This is a genomic window from Faecalibacterium sp. OF04-11AC (assembly GCF_003460645.1).
Lineage (GTDB): Bacteria > Bacillota > Clostridia > Oscillospirales > Ruminococcaceae > Faecalibacterium > Faecalibacterium prausnitzii_I.
Map to the genome: position 1 here is coordinate 92,380 of NZ_QTVP01000002.1, position 14,763 is coordinate 107,142.

Consider the following 14,763-nt stretch of genomic DNA (forward strand, 5'->3'; position numbering starts at 1 on the left):
AACATACCGTCAGGAAATTTTCTGTAAGAGGGTCAGCTCCTCCGGGGCGGGGTCGCCCTCGGTGAAGACACGGTTCATATCCAAAATGAGGTCCGGCAGGGCCATGCTCTGCTGGAAAAAGCTCTTGGAAGTGCACCAGCAGTCACCGGACTGGACGGCTTTGAAATCGGCCAGCATGGCGCATTTTTTCACCAGCTGCTCCCGGGTATCCACCACGCCCTCGATGGTGCTGTTGTAAATGAGCACATCGGCGTCTCTGGCCTGGGCGTAGAATGTTTCCTGTGGGAGATTCATGGTGGAAAGGCTGTTGCCATTGTCCGTGAGGTTGGCAAAGACATAGCTGCCGCCGGCCATCCCGATCATCTGGGCCACATAATCCCCGCCCTTGCGGACGGTGATGAGGTTATTTCCCGTGACGGAGAAGAACGCCACCGTCTTGCCCGTGGGCTCCTGCTGCAAAACGGGCTCGATCCGCGCGATCTTCTCGCTGAAAACGCGCTCGGCCTCTTCGGCTCTGCCCAGCAGCAGCCCAATGAACTTGATCCACTCCATCCGGGCAAGGGGGCCGCTCTCATAACTGGAGCGCTCCACCAGCACCGGCACCCCGAAGTGTTCCAGCTGCTCCTTGACCTCCGGGGTGTGGTAGATCATGGTGTTTTCAATGGCAAGGCTGCAGTGGGCAGCCAGGATGCACTCGTAGTCCGGCGCACTGTACTTGCCCGCATAGGTGATCTCGCCCGCCTCCATGGCGGCTTTGGCCTCGTCGAGATACCAGCCATCGGCCCGGGTGCCGGAAAGAGTGATGGAATCCAGCGCGTCCAGATGGATGAAGTAATCCATAATGGAGCTGGACACGAGGTAAATATTTTCCAGCGGCTGGCGCAGCTCCACGGTTCCCTCCGGGAGGACGGAAAGCTCCGCCGCTCCCTCGGGCCGGACAAGGAACTTGTCCCCAGATTCCGCGATCGTGAGCAGAACGGAACCATCGGTATAAACATCCGCCGTGAATTGCCGGGCATAATCCAGCGGGTAAGCGTGGTCCAGAACAAGGGTATCCGTGGTGGCAGGGGCCTCCTGCTGCCCGCTGCCGCAGGCCGTCAGGGCCAGGGCAGCCGTCGGGAGGGCTTTGAGGAATCGACGTCGGTTGATCTTCATGGCATCAGTTCTCGCTCGGGGCGCTGAACGTCAGGGTGTACTCGATCTCATGGGGAGTGCTCATGGCGACGGTATCCGCCACAACAGAGAGCGGAACGCCAAGGGCAGAGACCGGGATCTCAAACGTGGAATTGCCCTCGGTGTTGGTGGGCAGGTACTTCTCGCCGTCCACGATCATATAGTCATAGTTGGGGCTGGACCAGACGATGGCGGCGGTCATTTTGCCGTCGGCCACAGTCAGGGCAGTGGGGCTGTCCACGGTGGCACGGCCGGAGCCGCCCTCCAGCGTCACCTCGCAGGTGTAGCTGCCGTCCGCGGGAGTCTCCACAGCCTCCGCGGCCTGTGCCTCGACATTGCGGACGCTGACGGTGTGGTCATACCACTTGCCCTTGGTGCCCAGGATGGCCAGCTGGAAATCGGTGTCCAGTGCTTCCACCGGGACGTCAAAGCCGTAGACTTCCTCGGAGGTTCCGTCGGAGTAGGTCACGGTGTCGGTGGTGGGCTGGAGCCAGTCGGCCTCATGGTCCGGGGCATCCGCCGCCATACCGACATAGAGGTTGACGATCTTCTTGGACTGCAGGCTGATGTGCAGGGTCATCTGGCCGTCTTCCACGGTCAGCGTGCCCTTGCCGTCGCTGGCCTCATTGACATGGAACATGCTGCTGTCGGTATCAAACTCCGCCGTATAGGTGCCGTCTTCCAGCGTCCGTGCAGAAGAAGCAGCGGCACTCTCGGAAGCGGCCTCGGAGACAGCGGATTCCGCCGCGGAAGACACCGCCTCCGAGGAAGCGGAAGAAGCCACGCTGGAAGCAGAGCTGCCGCAGCCAGCCAGAGAAGCAGCCAGCAGGGCGGACACTGCCAGCAGAGAAACAAAACGCGTATATTTCATTGCATTACACCTCAAAAACAAGATTACTTGAATAGTATAGCACGCAACTGGGGGAACAGAAAAGGGGGACACAAACAAAATTGCCCGAAAAGGTCTCCCTTTCCGGGCAACGCGGGTCTATTTTAGCCGTTCAGGGAGTCGATGGCAGCCTTGGTGTGGGCAACGTAGAGCTGCTGGACGTCAGCAACCCCGCCCAGGCCTGCGATCTGGCAATCGACAGAGTCGAATGCACCGGAAGCCTCAAACTGGCTCAGCCAGGAGTCCTCGTCCGCACCGGCCATATCGTTGTTGGCGTGGTCGCCGGCAACGACCATCAGCGGGCGGAGCACGACCTTGGTGTAACCGGCAGCCTTGACAGCTCGATGACATTCTCGCAGGAGGTGGACTCAGGCTCGCCCTCAACAGTGCCGATGAAGACATTGTCATAGCTCAGGGTCTGCATGGCGGTCTGCATCTGGCTGTAGCTGACTTTAGCGGTGTGAGAAGTGCCGTGGCCCATGAAGACGAATGCAGTGCCATCCTTGGCAGCAGCCTCTACGCTGTCGTAACCAGCAGTGGCAACCGCCTCGGCAGTGACAGCCTTGGCAACCGCTTCCTTATCCTCGTTGATCGCGGTAGCGTCAGCGCCGACCTCACCCAGCAGGGGCTCAGCCACAGCGACGGACTCGAACTTGTCGCGGTACTCGTCGATCATCTCCATCATCTCGTCGTACTCAGCGCCGTGCATCAGGTGAGTGGGCTGGACGACCAGATTCTTGACGCCGTTGGCAACGGCACGGTCCATGGCCTGCTGCATGTTGTCGATCTTCTCGCCGTCACGAGCCTGGACATGGTTAATAATGATCTGAGCGGTGAATGCACGGCGGACAGACCAATCGGGGTAAGCGGCCTGCAGAGCATCCTCGATGCCCTTGATGTCTTTCACGCGGCTGTCGTTGAACGAGGTGCCGAAGCTGACCACCAGCAGCTCGTTGTCGCCGATGTTGTCCTCATTGCGGGGGTCATCCTTGGAAGCATCGCCGGTGTCGCGGCCAAAGTAATCGGGATCAGCCTCTTCCCCCTCGACCAGCTCTTTCTGGGCGTCGGTCAGAGCGTCCCAGGCGTCCTTGGCAGCCTTGCACTGCTCATCGGTGTTCTCGTTGCGCTCCTGCACATAGATGGCGTCGATCAGGTCTGCCACGTTCTTTGCGGCCATTTCGTCAGCCTCCTCGCTGCTCACCTCGCTGGCGGCAGTGCTGGATGCAGCCTCGCTGGAAGCGGCGGTGCTGCTGGAAGCGCTGCTGCCGCAGCCTGCCAGGGTGCCGACGCAGAGCGCCAGAGCGGCGGAGACTCGCCGACGCTTTTTCCAATTGAGTTTACGCATGGTTCTAGTTTGTTCCTTTCCTGTTTTTGCTTGTGTGCGGATCTTCTGACAGAAAGGGTACAGGCGGTACGCCCGGACACAAAAAGGGCCCTTTTGCCGCGCGGAGTGCACAACAAAAAGACCCCTGTTATTTCTGGGCTTTTCGGTACAACCAATTCCTCGTGATCTGGAGCATCTGCTCCCGTACCAACAGCAGGCAGGTTTCCTGGCTGAAAGGGACGGGCAGAACTGCCCGCGCCCGCGGCTGCCTTCCCGGAGGTTCCCCCAGTGACCGGCGCAAAACGCGCCAACGCCGCAAAGCTCCCTTATCACAGTGACGAGATCGTGCGGGAATCCCACCCGCTTCTCTTTTACCCTTTCCGCCGCCCGAAAGCGGCAAAAGGCACCTGCTGTTTTCTATTCAGACGGGGTTAGTATAGCACAAGCCCGCCAAAAATGCAATTGGTTTTCAGCCTCTGCCGGTGTCCAGACCATGCCCAGGGCGCTGAGGTTTTCCACCCGCTCCGGGGTCAGTCGGGCGTCATGGGCTGCATAGCTCTCCCGCATCCGGCGGATCCAGTCGCCCAGGCAGAAGCCATCCTCCGTTTTATAATTGACGGGTACGGTCAGATCCCCGTGGGCGGCGCGGTACTCCCCGGCCCGGCGGAGGGCGCACTGCCACTTGGCCTCCCGGGCGTCCCACTGCATCCCGATCTCGTCCAGCATGGCGATATGCTCCGGCGTGACCTGGAACGAGTCAGGCCGCGTCTTGCGGGCGGCCCGCAGGTTGGAGATCCAGACGCCAAGGCGGAACCCCGTTTCATCCACATAGCTGGCAGGGACCAGCAGATCTCCCGGCGCTTGGCGTAAGCCTTGGCATGGCGGTAGTTGTTGAGCCAGTTCCGCTCCCGCACGCTGCAGCGGGCACGGGTGCGGACAGCCCCGCTCCGGCGCTCCAGCTCGCCCCGGAAGAGCTCTTTCAGGGCTTTGACCCGCTCACCGCTCAGGCTCTTATCCCCTTTCTGGAGCAGCTGCTTCTGGCGGCTGAGCCAGCTGCCCAGCCAGATTCCTTCTTCCGTGCGGTACTGGGCCGGGAGCTCCAGGCTGCCCTGGGCGGCCTTGTAGGCAGCGGCCAGCTCATAGCGGTGCTGCCAGGAATCCGGCTTCTGCCACACCATGCCCAGCTGGTCCAGCAGGGCCTTGCGCTCCGGGGTAAGGCGCGCGCTGCTGCGGTCCGGGTTCTGCCAGGCGTAACGCTGGCGGCTGACCCACTTGCCCAGCAGCACGCCGTCCGGGTCGATGTACTCCGAGGGGACGTTCAGGTCGCCATGGGCCTGATAATACCGCGCGGCGGCATCATAAGCGGCCTGCCACTTGCGGTCGTTGCGGTTGGTCCAGTCCACGTCCAGCGCCTCCAGCCAGGCTTTCTGCACCGGCTTGATGGTGCCCGCCTTGTAGGCGGCCCGCTGGCTGCCCAGCCAGACGCCCAGAGCCACGCCCTCCGGGGTGGTGTACTTGACCGGCACTTCCAGCGTGCCGTGGTCGAGCCAATACTGGACAGCCGCGCAGTAGCTCTGCTCCCAGATGTCCTGCACGGTGTCCCACACCATGCCCAGTGCTTCCAGCCGCTCGGCACGGTCGGTGGACAGATTGTTGCCGAGGAACCGCTGACGGTTGTAAACGATCCACTCGCCCAGGGCAAAGCCGTTTTTATCCCGGTAGCGGACCGGCACCATCAGGTTCCCGTATTCTCCGCGGTACTCCCGGGCTGCGGCATAGCCCCGCTCCCAGGCCTGCTCCATCCGCTGTTTCCAGGCGATGCCCAGCTTTTCCAGCCGGGCGGCCTGCTCGGCGGTCAGGCGGCCGAGCTTTTCCCCGGCTTGGATCTGTCGCTGCAGCTCCAGCCAGCGGCCCAGCCCAAAGCCGGCTTCCGTGGTAAAGCCGCGGGGCAGCTCATTGATATCCCCTTTTGCGGCGGCCTCTTTGGCGGCTGCAAAGGCCTGCTCCCACTGAGCGTCCAGTTGGCGCTGCAGTTGGCGGGCCGGACGGATGCAGGCCTGGTACGGCTCCTCCAGCGGGAACCCGGTGCCGCCGGCCTGTTCCGTCCCCTGCACCAGATCCTCTGCATTGCGCAGACCCGCAAACGAGACGTTGAGCTCCACCAGCGGGGCGGAGTCTCCGCAGAGCGCCAGTGCCCGGGCCAGCATCCGGCGGTGGTTCTGTTCCAGCCCGGTGGAGCGGACCAGCACGGCACCCGCCATTCCGGCCAGCCGCGCCAGCCCGCCGGGGGTGCTGACGGTGACCAGCACCTGCGCGCCCCGTGCCGGGGAAGCCGCAAACCGCACGGCCATCTCCTGATCCCAGCCGTCTTTCAGGATGGTGGCTTCTGTGTCCGGGCCGAAGAGGGCTTCCAAATTCTCCGTCACCCGCCGCATGGCAGCGGCGTCCTCACACAGGACCAGCTGCTTGCCCTTGGGCAGAGCCTCCCGCAGCCGGGGCAGCGCCGGGCCGCATTTTTCCACCGCGCGGCGAAGATTGGTGAAAACTTTTTCGCCCACGCCCGGGACGCCCGCGGCGTTCCACTGCTTCATCTGGATGCGGAATTCTTCCAGCGCCGTCTCGGCGGGCCAGAGGAGCACGGTATCCGCGGCAGGCGGCGTGACAAGGCCCCGGGCCAGCGCTTCCGTCAGCGAAATGGAGAACGTGCCCGCCCCCTGAAACATGGCTTCCGCCAGGCAGCAGCTGACAGGCTGGTCGGTGTCGATGAGGCCCAGCAGCTTCGCCTGCGGGCTGAACCGCTGCAGCCAGCGGACACGCTCTCCACACGGAAACGCCGTAAACTCCCGCGAGCCATCCAGGATGATGCAGGCCGGGCGGATCTTGGCCAGCTCCAGCCAGCGCTGCGGTGTATTGTCCTCACAGTGGATCAGCTGCACCCGCGGCGGGATCTCCTGGCCGATCCGTTTGGCTTCTTCCAGCCGCATCCCGCGCCGGGTCTCCCCGGGCACCACCCAGATCACGGCCGCGTCCGGGTGAGCGTTGATCCACGCCCAGACGATCCGCCCGCTGCCGCTTCCAACGGGATAGAACAGCGCGGCTTTCCCTTTCTGCTCCAGCTGGGTGTCAATGGCCTCCGCCATCCGCTTATAATATTCCTGCAAATTTTCTGCCATAGTTTCCGCCTTTTTCCTGTTGTTGGGGTTTTTATCCCAGAAAAAAGAAGACCCGGCACAGCTCCCATTGCGTGAACTGCCTCCGGTTCCTTTTCAAATAGAATTTCATTTTTATTTTATTACAAAAGTTTATTTCTTGTCAAGCAAATTTTCCGTGCTTTTCCCATTGGCAATTAAAAACTGCATCAAACCGGTCCGTTGACACAAAAAACCACTATTCAGCTGTCAATTCCGGGCTGCTTGCAGGGTAATTTGTTGTATTCAAGCTTGTTTTTTAGGCAAAAGTTTGTTTCACATGAAAAAGGCGGAGCCCCCGCGCGTGGTGCACAGAGGCTCTGCCTTTCTTCAACCTGTCCGTCATCCTCGCTTGCGCTCGGTGCCTGAGAGGTTATTTTACAATTCGCTGATAGGTGCGGAGCACTTTCCAGCGGGAAACGTGCTTGCCGGGCTTGAAATTGCCGTCCTCACGAGGCTGGAAGAAGCCTGCTTCCATGCACCACTGGGCCGCTTTGGCCGTGTCGGGGTCTGTCACGTCCGCAAAGGCGGGCAGTGCGGCAGGCTCCGGGCGGCCTGCAGTGTTCCAGAGCAGGAGGGCCAGCTGGGCGCGGTCCTGCGGCACGGAGGTGCCTGTCGGCAGCAGCTGGTTCAGGGCCACCTCGGTGCCCACGAAGTAGGCCGTGGCACCCACGACGCCCACGACAGCGGTTGCAGCCGCGATGGTGCCGAAGTCGGCACTGGAATCATCCTCTTCCAGCGTGGAGAACTTGGCCAGAACGCCAATGTCCTCCTGCATGGTAAAGGTGGCAGTGGTGCCGTCCTCCATCAGGTCTTCCGGGCGGGGATCATCAAACACCCAGCAGGAGAACTTCATCCCCTCCGGGATGGCCTTTTCATCCAGCGTGATCGTCACCTTTGCGCCCTTTGGCAGCCGCTGACTTTGTATGACACCGGTAAGAGCATCAAAGTGCAGGGTGGTGCCGTCCGGTTTCTCGACGTCCACAGAGCAGTCCTCAAACTGGAGGAAGACATCTTCGTTGTCGGGGTCGCCCGGGTCAGGCTGATCCGGGTCCGGGTCAGGCTGCACAGGATCAACGTTGCCATCGCTGCACCGCACCGTGATGCCGTCCAGATTCACATCCTCTTTTTCAATGGCTTCCCACTGGGCGCGGGTACCTTTGAAAATGATGGTCTTCAGGTTGGGGCAGTTGAAAATAAAGCAATCCGCCACCGAGTTGAAATTCATTCCGGTCACACTGGCCGGGATGGTAATGGTCTCAAGGTTTTCGCATCCATAGAACAGCGGAAGGCCGCTCATCTCTTTGAGAGTGTCCGGGAACGTGATGCTGCGGATGGCCGCATTTGCATTAAAAACAGGTCTTGCAGAGTTGCCGATCTCCGTGACGTCCCGGCCGCCCAGCGTTGCGGGCACCACCACGTCAGCCTCGCTGCCATCGTAAGCAAGGATGCGGCATTGCCGTCCGTGGTGATCTCGTAGGTGTAATCGCCCTCAATGAAGTAGCCGTCCATGGAGGGTTCCTCGTCCGTCAGCTCCAGATAGACTGCATCCAGCGGCTTATTGCTGTTGAACGCTTCCGCCGTTGTTTCCACAAAGGCTGCCTCGGGGCCGGTGCGGTACCAGAATTTATCCACCTCCGCGTTCAGTGCGGCGAGGCCGCGGTCCTCTGTGGTGCTGTCCGCAGCGTTCATGGTCAGGTGACCGCCCTTGTAATGTATTCTACTTGTCTCTGTCGTGCTCAGGAATTTCTTTGCATGTATCTCCAGCGTGGCTCCCGGCATCAGAGTACAATCGAAGCCAGTCAGGCCGATCTCTCCATCATAGATGAAAACATCGCCATAGATCGTGACGGGATCAAAGCTGATCCCCTTTTTGAAATTGTGCAGCTCGACCGTTACACCGGAGTGGATCTTTGTGTTGCGCTGGCCAACAATGCCCTCGTTGCCATCCGGATCGACAGCATGGAGGATATAATGGCCTGCTACGATCTCGTCCATGCTGCTGATGCCATCGTGCCAGGCACCTGTCACCCAGCCCTCAACGGTCTGGTCCGCGGTCAGCTTTGTCGTTTTGCTGTAGCTGTCGCCCGCGAGCAAGGTCTTATTGATTGGTTCCGTCGGGGAGCCCAGCGTCACAGGGCCGCTGATCTGGAGGATGTCATTTTCGCTGTCATAGGAGATGGTACCGCCCCGTACAATATCCGGTGCAATGTTCCCTTTGTTTTCACTGTTCACCTGTGTGCCTGCGACCCAGACATGGTACCAGTCCAGATTCAGGTTTTTATTGACCACTTCAAAATAAGCACTGTCGGGGAATGCAGCCGGAGTCCCCGTACCTTTTTCGTACTGGCCATCCTTGGAAGTACGGTACCACTGCCCATCCATCACACAGAGCTTGCCGCTGCCCTTGAGGGCCGTGCTCTGCACCTGCAGCTGCACGGTGCTTCCGTTGCTTACCGTGAGATCGCCGCCTTTTGCCCAGATCGCACAGGCTTCTTCTTCATTTTCGATGACGACCTTGCTTCCGTCAATGTCGATCTTTCCGTTTGCGACGATGCCCGCCGTATCGTCCCACTCTGTCATTCGGATCCAGCTGCCGTTCCGGAATGTCAGATGGTTGGCCGAGATCGTACCCCGGACCAGACTGATGTCTCCGTCATCAAATAGGATATCTCCATTTTCTGCCGTGATCGAGTTTGTTCTGCCGAGCACCGCTCCCCCAATGCCGGTTATGGTCAACTGGGGAAGTCCCGACCGGATCGGTGTCTCACCGGTTCCCCAGCAGTCCAGATGTGCATAGCGCAGCTTCAGGGTCATGGTATCGGGGTCGAACACGACCGTGGCTTCTCCCTCAAGATTCTCTTCATCATCCTTATCATTCAGCACATCGTCCTTGTTTTCATCGGTCACCTGAATACCCTTGATCCAGAGCTTGTAGGTACCCTCGGTGGGCTGGTCGGGTTCACCGGTACCGCCACCGCCGGTCTCACCGCCGCCAGTACCACCACCGGTCTCGCCGCCACCGGTACCGCCACCACCGGTCTCGCCGCCGCCGGGTTCGCTGGGCTTGGTGCACACGACCGTCACATCCGCAGGGAGCTTCCCTTTGATGACCGTATTGGCGTTCCACTCTTCCGGCGTGCCTTCAAAGTACACGGTTTTCAGGCCGCTGTTCTGGAACACATTCTCGCCAAACTCCTTGATGGTGTTATAGAGGGTGATGCTTTCCAGATTGGTGCAGTTTTCAAACGCATTATCCCCAATGCTGACCACGTTTGCACTGAGGCTGACCTGGGTCAGATTTTTGCAGCCACTGAACACATGGTCTGCGATCTCCGCCTTGCCCGGATAGCCTACCATGCTGAAGCTCTGCAAACTGGTGCAGCCGCTGAACGCATAGGAATCTACGCTCTGGCGGTGTTCGCCGGGCATCGCAAAGCTTCGCAGGCTGGTGCAGTTCTCAAACGCTCTCTCGCCAACATCCATCAGGGCCGTAGTTGTATTGACCGTTGTCAGGTTGGTACACCCGGAAAACGCCCTCGAGTTGATCACATAATAATACCTTTCCGGAAACGTCACGCCGGTGATCCTGGTGTTATCCTGAAAAGCTTTTTGGCGAATGGCGCCAACATAATAGTTACGCCCCTTGCCATCGTTGATCGTTTCGGGCAGAGAAATCTCCGCAGCGCTGCCCTCATATTTGTACACCTGCCAGACGGTCGAGTTTATATCATTAAAGTATTTGACGCTGTCTTTTGTGTAATACCAGCCGGGCGGATCATCCGCAAACGCCGCCGCGGGCAGCAGGGTCAACAGCATGGCCACCGCCAGAAACGCGCTCAGGACGCGCAGTTTGGGCGGGGTTCGGGTGGTTTGTTCTTTCATTTTACACGCCTCCTTCTGGTGCAGGAAAATCCAAAGAAAAAAGCCCTGTGGTTTGATTTTACTCTACCACAGAGCCTGCAAAATTCCTATTAACCTTTGGTTAGTATTTTGTGCCAAAAAGGGCAGCCAGCTGGGCGCGCTTGTTTCGCACGGCCCCGCCGATGTCCAGCTTGGCGTACAGCTGGTTGATGTACTGCTTGACGGTCCCCTCCGAGAGGTGGAGTGTTTCGGCGATCTCCTTGTTCGTGCGGCGCTGGGCCACCAGCCGGGCAAGGGCCAGCTCTTTCTCGGTCAGTGCGGCGGCAATGGCCGGGCGGTCTGCCGAGCCGTTGAGCTGGGCGCGCCGAGCCTCGTACCGCTGCCCCAGAGCGATCGCCCGCTCCACCAGCGGCTGGGCACTGCCCCAGCCGCCCTGCGCCAGCAGCGGGGCCAGATAGCGGTAATTTTCGGCCAGCGGCATCCAGAAGCCATCCGGCGCGGCCTCTGCCAGCGCCTGCTCCAGTGCAGCCCGGGCCTCGGCAGGCTGGCCATACAGTCCGTACGCTGCCGCCATCTGCACCCGGACATGGAGGGCCACCAGCCATAGTGGAACCGCTGGCAGGCGGCCAGCAGCTCCTCACAGCGGGCCAGCACCTTGACTGCCTGCCCCTGTGCCAGCCAGACCTGCAGCTCGATCATTTCCATCATGGGGCGGCAGAGGGCAAAGTAGCTCACGGAGGCAAGACGATGCTCCCGGAAGACCTCGGGCACGGCATCGGTGCGGCCAAGCAGGGCGTAGTAATAGGCCTCGATGCTCTCCAGCAGGTGGAGCAGAACGACATCGTGCCGCTGGAGGAGGGCGGCACGGCGGGCCTCGAAATCAAACGGCTCCCCTGCCTGCCCGCAGAGGGAAAGCCGCAGGGCGAGGAAATCACAGCAGAGGGCCATGTTCTCCTGCCCGCAGGAAGCCGCCCGCACCCGGGCCCGTTCCAGCAGCAGGACCGCCCGTTCAAAATGTCCCTGCATGAACGCGGCCTCGGCATCCATCACCAGCTCGGCCCCCTGCCCGTGGCCCTGGGTGATCTTATAATAATGGGGCATACACTCGTACATCTCGGCCAGCTCCTTGCCCAGCTCCCCGGGAGCACGGTAGTACATCATCAGCACCGAGGGGGAACCGAACGTCCAGCTGCCGCTGTTGCGCAGGGTAACGGCAGGGCGGGTCATCTGGCGGCTGGCACTGCGGTGGAGGCGGCTCATCTGGGTGATATCGTTGTACATCAGAAAGCTCAGGATGAGGTCGCACTCGCCCAGCAGGTTGCCCCGCTCCTGGGCCGGAAGCTCCGGGTGCTCCCGCACGGCGGCTTCCAGCAGGGCCTTGAGCTCCATCATTTTGGGGATCTGCTGGCAGGTGAACATCCGGCGCATCAGCACCAGAATGGCCAGCGGGTGCCGCTTAAGGGCGTCCACCGGGCAGCGGCCCAGCCGTTCCAGCAGCTCCGCCGGGCCGAGGGATGCCAGCAGGATGCCGGCGTCCTCCTCAATGACGTGGAGGGCGGCGTCATAATCCCCGCATTTTTCGTAGGCACGCAGGGCGGGCAGATACTGCCGTCGGGCCTCGTACCAGCGGCCATACCGTTCCCAGACGGCCGCCTGCCGCGGGGCGGGCAGCTGGGCAAACAGCCGCTCGGCGCATTCTTTCATCATGTGGTGGAACCGGAAGCTCTCGCCGTCCGGCAGGCGGGTGACAAAGGCGTTCTGCCGCGTCAGGGCCAGCAGCACCTGCTCGGCGTCCGGCATCCGGGTCACGGCAGAAGCCATCTCCACCGTAAACTCATCGGCCAGGCCCATCACGGCCAAAAACTCCTGCCGCTGCGGAGACAGGGACTCGATCATGGCCGCGGTGAACATGGCGTAGATGTCCGAGCTGGTGGGCAGCAGGGTGCCCCGCTCCGCCAGCGCGTGGAGATTGAGGTAGATGGCAGAGAACCAGCCTCGCAGGAGTGGAGCAAGGTTTCCCGCTGGGGCTCCGTCAGCTCCATGCCGCAGCGGCGGACGTAGGCGGATAACTCTTTCTCGTTCAGCCGCAGCTGGTCGGCCCCCACCCGGTGGAGCCGCTGCCCCAGGCGGAGGATCTCGCCTGGGGCAGGAAATCGTTCCGGCTGGCCACCACGAGGTGGGCGTTGCCCGGCAGGCGGTTGGCCAGCGCACAGAGGAACGCGGCGGCCTGCTCGTCCCGGAGCAGGTGGAAGTCATCCAGAAAGAGATTGATCTCCCGCTCCCCGGCCAGCGCGGTGCAGAGGTCGTCCAGCAGCAGGGCCGCGCCGCTGGCGTCCGTGGGGCACTCGTACCCCTCCAGCACAGTCAGCCCAGCCTGCGCAAACGCCTTTTGCAGGCTTTTCCAGAAGATGGCCCGGTTGGCGGAGTAGATGCTCACCCGCAGCACGGCGGCTCCCTCCCGGCCGCGCTCGTTCAGGTACCAGTTGATGGCGGTGGTCTTGCCGTAGCCCATGGGCGCAATGATAGTAGTCAGGGCGCAGCCCGCGATGGGGCGCAGGCACTCCTGCAGCCGCTCTGAGATGTAGACCGCATTCAGATTTCCTTTGTATTTCGGCATAAGCTGTTTCTCCCCGCACCGGCTCTGTGACGGACATTCTTGTCTTTATTATATCAGACTTTTCCCAGACTTCAATTCTGCGGGAAACAAAAAGGCCGCGGAGCCTCTGCCGGTTTCCGGCGGGGGTTCCGCAGCCTTGATTTTCGGGGCAGAACGCCTGCATTGCAGGCATCTGCAGAACTTACTTGGTGGTGAAGAACATCTTGACCCGGTTCCAGTTGCGGAGAGCTGCGTTGCTCTTATCGTTCAGGATCTCCTGCACAGCGGGGTCGTTCAGGTTCAGGCTCTTGCTGTAGGGGGCGTCGATCTTGCCCTGATTGACCAGCGCGATCAGGGTCGCACGGTCGGGGTTGGTCTCCTGCAGATCCACGCCCACGATCTTCCAGTTGTTGTCCACTTCGGGAGCCACCGGAGAATGCTCGGCAAAGTAAGCCACGATCATGTCGCGAATGGAGTTGGAGGACTCCCACTCCTTCTTGCCGGACACGAGGCCCTGACTCTTCAGGGCGGACGAGTAGCGGTAGTTGTTGACCGCCAGCGTCAGGGTCTGGTCGTCCTGCAGCGGTGCGCCGTGGAACATGACATTCTTGATGCGCTGACCCTTGGGCTGGCTCAGATCGATCTCATAGTCCACACCGGCAAACATATCGTAGAGGTAGCCGGGGTATTCGGGGTCAAAGGAGATGTTGATGTCGCCAGGCACCCACTGATTGTAGCACTCGGCGGACCACTCCATGTAGGCTTTCAGCTCGGCACCGGTCACGCGGACACGGTACAGGGTGTTGTCAAACTTGTAGATATCGAAGATGTTGCCGTAGTTGATCTCGCCCTTGGGCAGGTCGCTGGTGTCCTTGAAGAGAGCTGCTGCGGAGACGTCCGCGCCGGAGTTCTCCAGCTGCACCTTGTTGATGAGATCCATGACGGCCGTATCCCGCAGCTTGCCCTCGGGCAGACCGGCGATCTCGTTGGTGGGCTGGAACTTTGCGGTGGTAGAGCCAAGCGCACTGCCCTTTTCGCCGTCGCACCGGTGCCGCCCTTGATGAAGTCGCGGGTCTCCTGATGGGCTTTTGCGACCACGGGGTTGGCACGCAGCTCCTCACTGGGGGTCACACCGGTCATATCCACGATCTCCACCGAGGAGTCCACGATGTTCTTGTCGGCGTCCAGCGTCAGATCGAAACGGGCGATGTCACGGCCGCTGTTGCGCACACCACCGATGACCACATTGCCCTCTTTCTGCTTGACGACCACATGGTTGTGTGCCACCTGCAGGACATCCACTTCCGGGTTGTCGTCGAGGATCTTCTGGGCGGAGTCAGAGCCGCCTTCCTCATCAAACTCGGCGTAGAGACCCATGTGGGCGGAGACCACGATCACGTCGGCCTGCCCGTTGATGGCCTGGATTGCTTCCTTGACTGCGGTGCTGGCGGCCTCATAGGTGCATTCCTCGATGCCGGCCTTGCCGCCGTCCCAGATGGGCACATCGGGGGTGACCACGCCGATGATGGCGATCTTCACGCCATCCCGCTCGGTGATGGTCCAGCCTGCGCCGGTCACAAAATTGCCGCTGGCGTCCTTGACATTGGCTGCCAGCACGGGGAAGTTGGCCTGACTGAGGATGGTCTTCATGGTCGGGATGCCCCAGTTGAACTCATGGTTGCCAAGCGTCATGGCATCGTAGCCCATCTGGTTCATGGCGGCGATCACC

Annotated in this window: 9 protein-coding genes, 1 pseudogene and 1 riboswitch; all 10 genes and pseudogenes read right to left on the reverse strand. The window is 61.0% G+C overall.

Annotated features, from left to right (window positions below; genetic code table 11):
• Positions 1 to 9: 9 nt before the first annotated feature.
• The 10 genes and pseudogenes from DXA70_RS01620 to DXA70_RS13950 all read right to left on the reverse strand — a co-directional run bounded on the left by DXA70_RS01620 (position 10) and on the right by DXA70_RS13950 (position 13,974).
• Positions 10 to 1,155, reverse strand: a complete 1,146-nt coding sequence (locus DXA70_RS01620; RefSeq protein WP_128117414.1) for an ABC transporter substrate-binding protein — start codon at positions 1,153 to 1,155, stop codon at positions 10 to 12.
• A 4-nt stretch (positions 1,156 to 1,159) separates the two neighbouring features.
• Entirely contained in the window at positions 1,160 to 2,044 is an 885-nt protein-coding gene (locus DXA70_RS01625; RefSeq protein ID WP_128117415.1) for an iron transporter, read from the reverse strand.
• A gap of 122 nt (positions 2,045 to 2,166) precedes the next feature.
• Positions 2,167 to 3,407: pseudogene (locus DXA70_RS01630) on the reverse strand (sirohydrochlorin cobaltochelatase).
• Between the two features lie 177 nt (positions 3,408 to 3,584).
• A riboswitch (cobalamin riboswitch) is annotated at positions 3,585 to 3,812 on the reverse strand.
• Positions 3,804 to 4,112: a helicase associated domain-containing protein gene (locus DXA70_RS01635; protein WP_128117416.1), complete on the reverse strand. Its 309-nt coding sequence runs from the start codon at positions 4,110 to 4,112 to the stop codon at positions 3,804 to 3,806. (Overlaps the previous riboswitch by 9 nt.)
• Positions 4,013 to 6,559, reverse strand: a complete 2,547-nt coding sequence (locus tag DXA70_RS13930) for a helicase associated domain-containing protein (protein WP_128117417.1) — start codon at positions 6,557 to 6,559, stop codon at positions 4,013 to 4,015. Before DXA70_RS13930 ends, DXA70_RS01635 begins: the two co-directional genes overlap by 100 nt.
• A gap of 1,311 nt (positions 6,560 to 7,870) precedes the next feature.
• On the reverse strand, positions 7,871 to 10,459 hold the full coding sequence (locus DXA70_RS01650; RefSeq protein WP_128117418.1) for a leucine-rich repeat domain-containing protein: 2,589 nt from the start codon (positions 10,457 to 10,459) through the stop codon (positions 7,871 to 7,873).
• 100 nt (positions 10,460 to 10,559) lie between these two features.
• Positions 10,560 to 10,844: a LuxR C-terminal-related transcriptional regulator gene (locus DXA70_RS13935; protein ID WP_243000978.1), complete on the reverse strand. Its 285-nt coding sequence runs from the start codon at positions 10,842 to 10,844 to the stop codon at positions 10,560 to 10,562.
• The gene (locus DXA70_RS13940; protein ID WP_243000956.1) at positions 10,751 to 12,349 is read right to left on the reverse strand and encodes a hypothetical protein; all 1,599 of its coding nucleotides are present in this window, start codon (positions 12,347 to 12,349) and stop codon (positions 10,751 to 10,753) included. Before DXA70_RS13940 ends, DXA70_RS13935 begins: the two co-directional genes overlap by 94 nt.
• A 169-nt stretch (positions 12,350 to 12,518) precedes the next feature.
• Positions 12,519 to 13,055: an AAA family ATPase gene (locus DXA70_RS13945; protein WP_243000958.1), complete on the reverse strand. Its 537-nt coding sequence runs from the start codon at positions 13,053 to 13,055 to the stop codon at positions 12,519 to 12,521.
• Between the two features lie 181 nt (positions 13,056 to 13,236).
• The gene (locus tag DXA70_RS13950) at positions 13,237 to 13,974 is read right to left on the reverse strand and encodes a 5'-nucleotidase C-terminal domain-containing protein (RefSeq protein ID WP_243000960.1); all 738 of its coding nucleotides are present in this window, start codon (positions 13,972 to 13,974) and stop codon (positions 13,237 to 13,239) included.
• Between the last annotated feature and the right edge of the window lie 789 nt (positions 13,975 to 14,763).

Excerpts from the sequence above, each read along its gene's own strand:
- DXA70_RS01620 (WP_128117414.1), bottom strand. The coding sequence starts at position 1,155 with ATGAAGATCAACCGACGTCGATTCCTCAAAGCCCTCCCGACGGCTGCC.
- DXA70_RS01625 (WP_128117415.1), bottom strand. The coding sequence starts at position 2,044 with ATGAAATATACGCGTTTTGTTTCTCTGCTGGCAGTGTCCGCCCTGCTG.
- DXA70_RS01635 (WP_128117416.1), bottom strand. The coding sequence starts at position 4,112 with ATGCTGGACGAGATCGGGATGCAGTGGGACGCCCGGGAGGCCAAGTGG.
- DXA70_RS13930 (WP_128117417.1), bottom strand. The coding sequence starts at position 6,559 with ATGGCAGAAAATTTGCAGGAATATTATAAGCGGATGGCGGAGGCCATT.
- DXA70_RS01650 (WP_128117418.1), bottom strand. The coding sequence starts at position 10,459 with ATGAAAGAACAAACCACCCGAACCCCGCCCAAACTGCGCGTCCTGAGC.
- DXA70_RS13940 (WP_243000956.1), bottom strand. The coding sequence starts at position 12,349 with ATGTTCACCGCGGCCATGATCGAGTCCCTGTCTCCGCAGCGGCAGGAG.
- DXA70_RS13945 (WP_243000958.1), bottom strand. The coding sequence starts at position 13,055 with ATGCCGAAATACAAAGGAAATCTGAATGCGGTCTACATCTCAGAGCGG.
- DXA70_RS13950 (WP_243000960.1), bottom strand. The coding sequence starts at position 13,974 with ATGGATCTCATCAACAAGGTGCAGCTGGAGAACTCCGGCGCGGACGTC.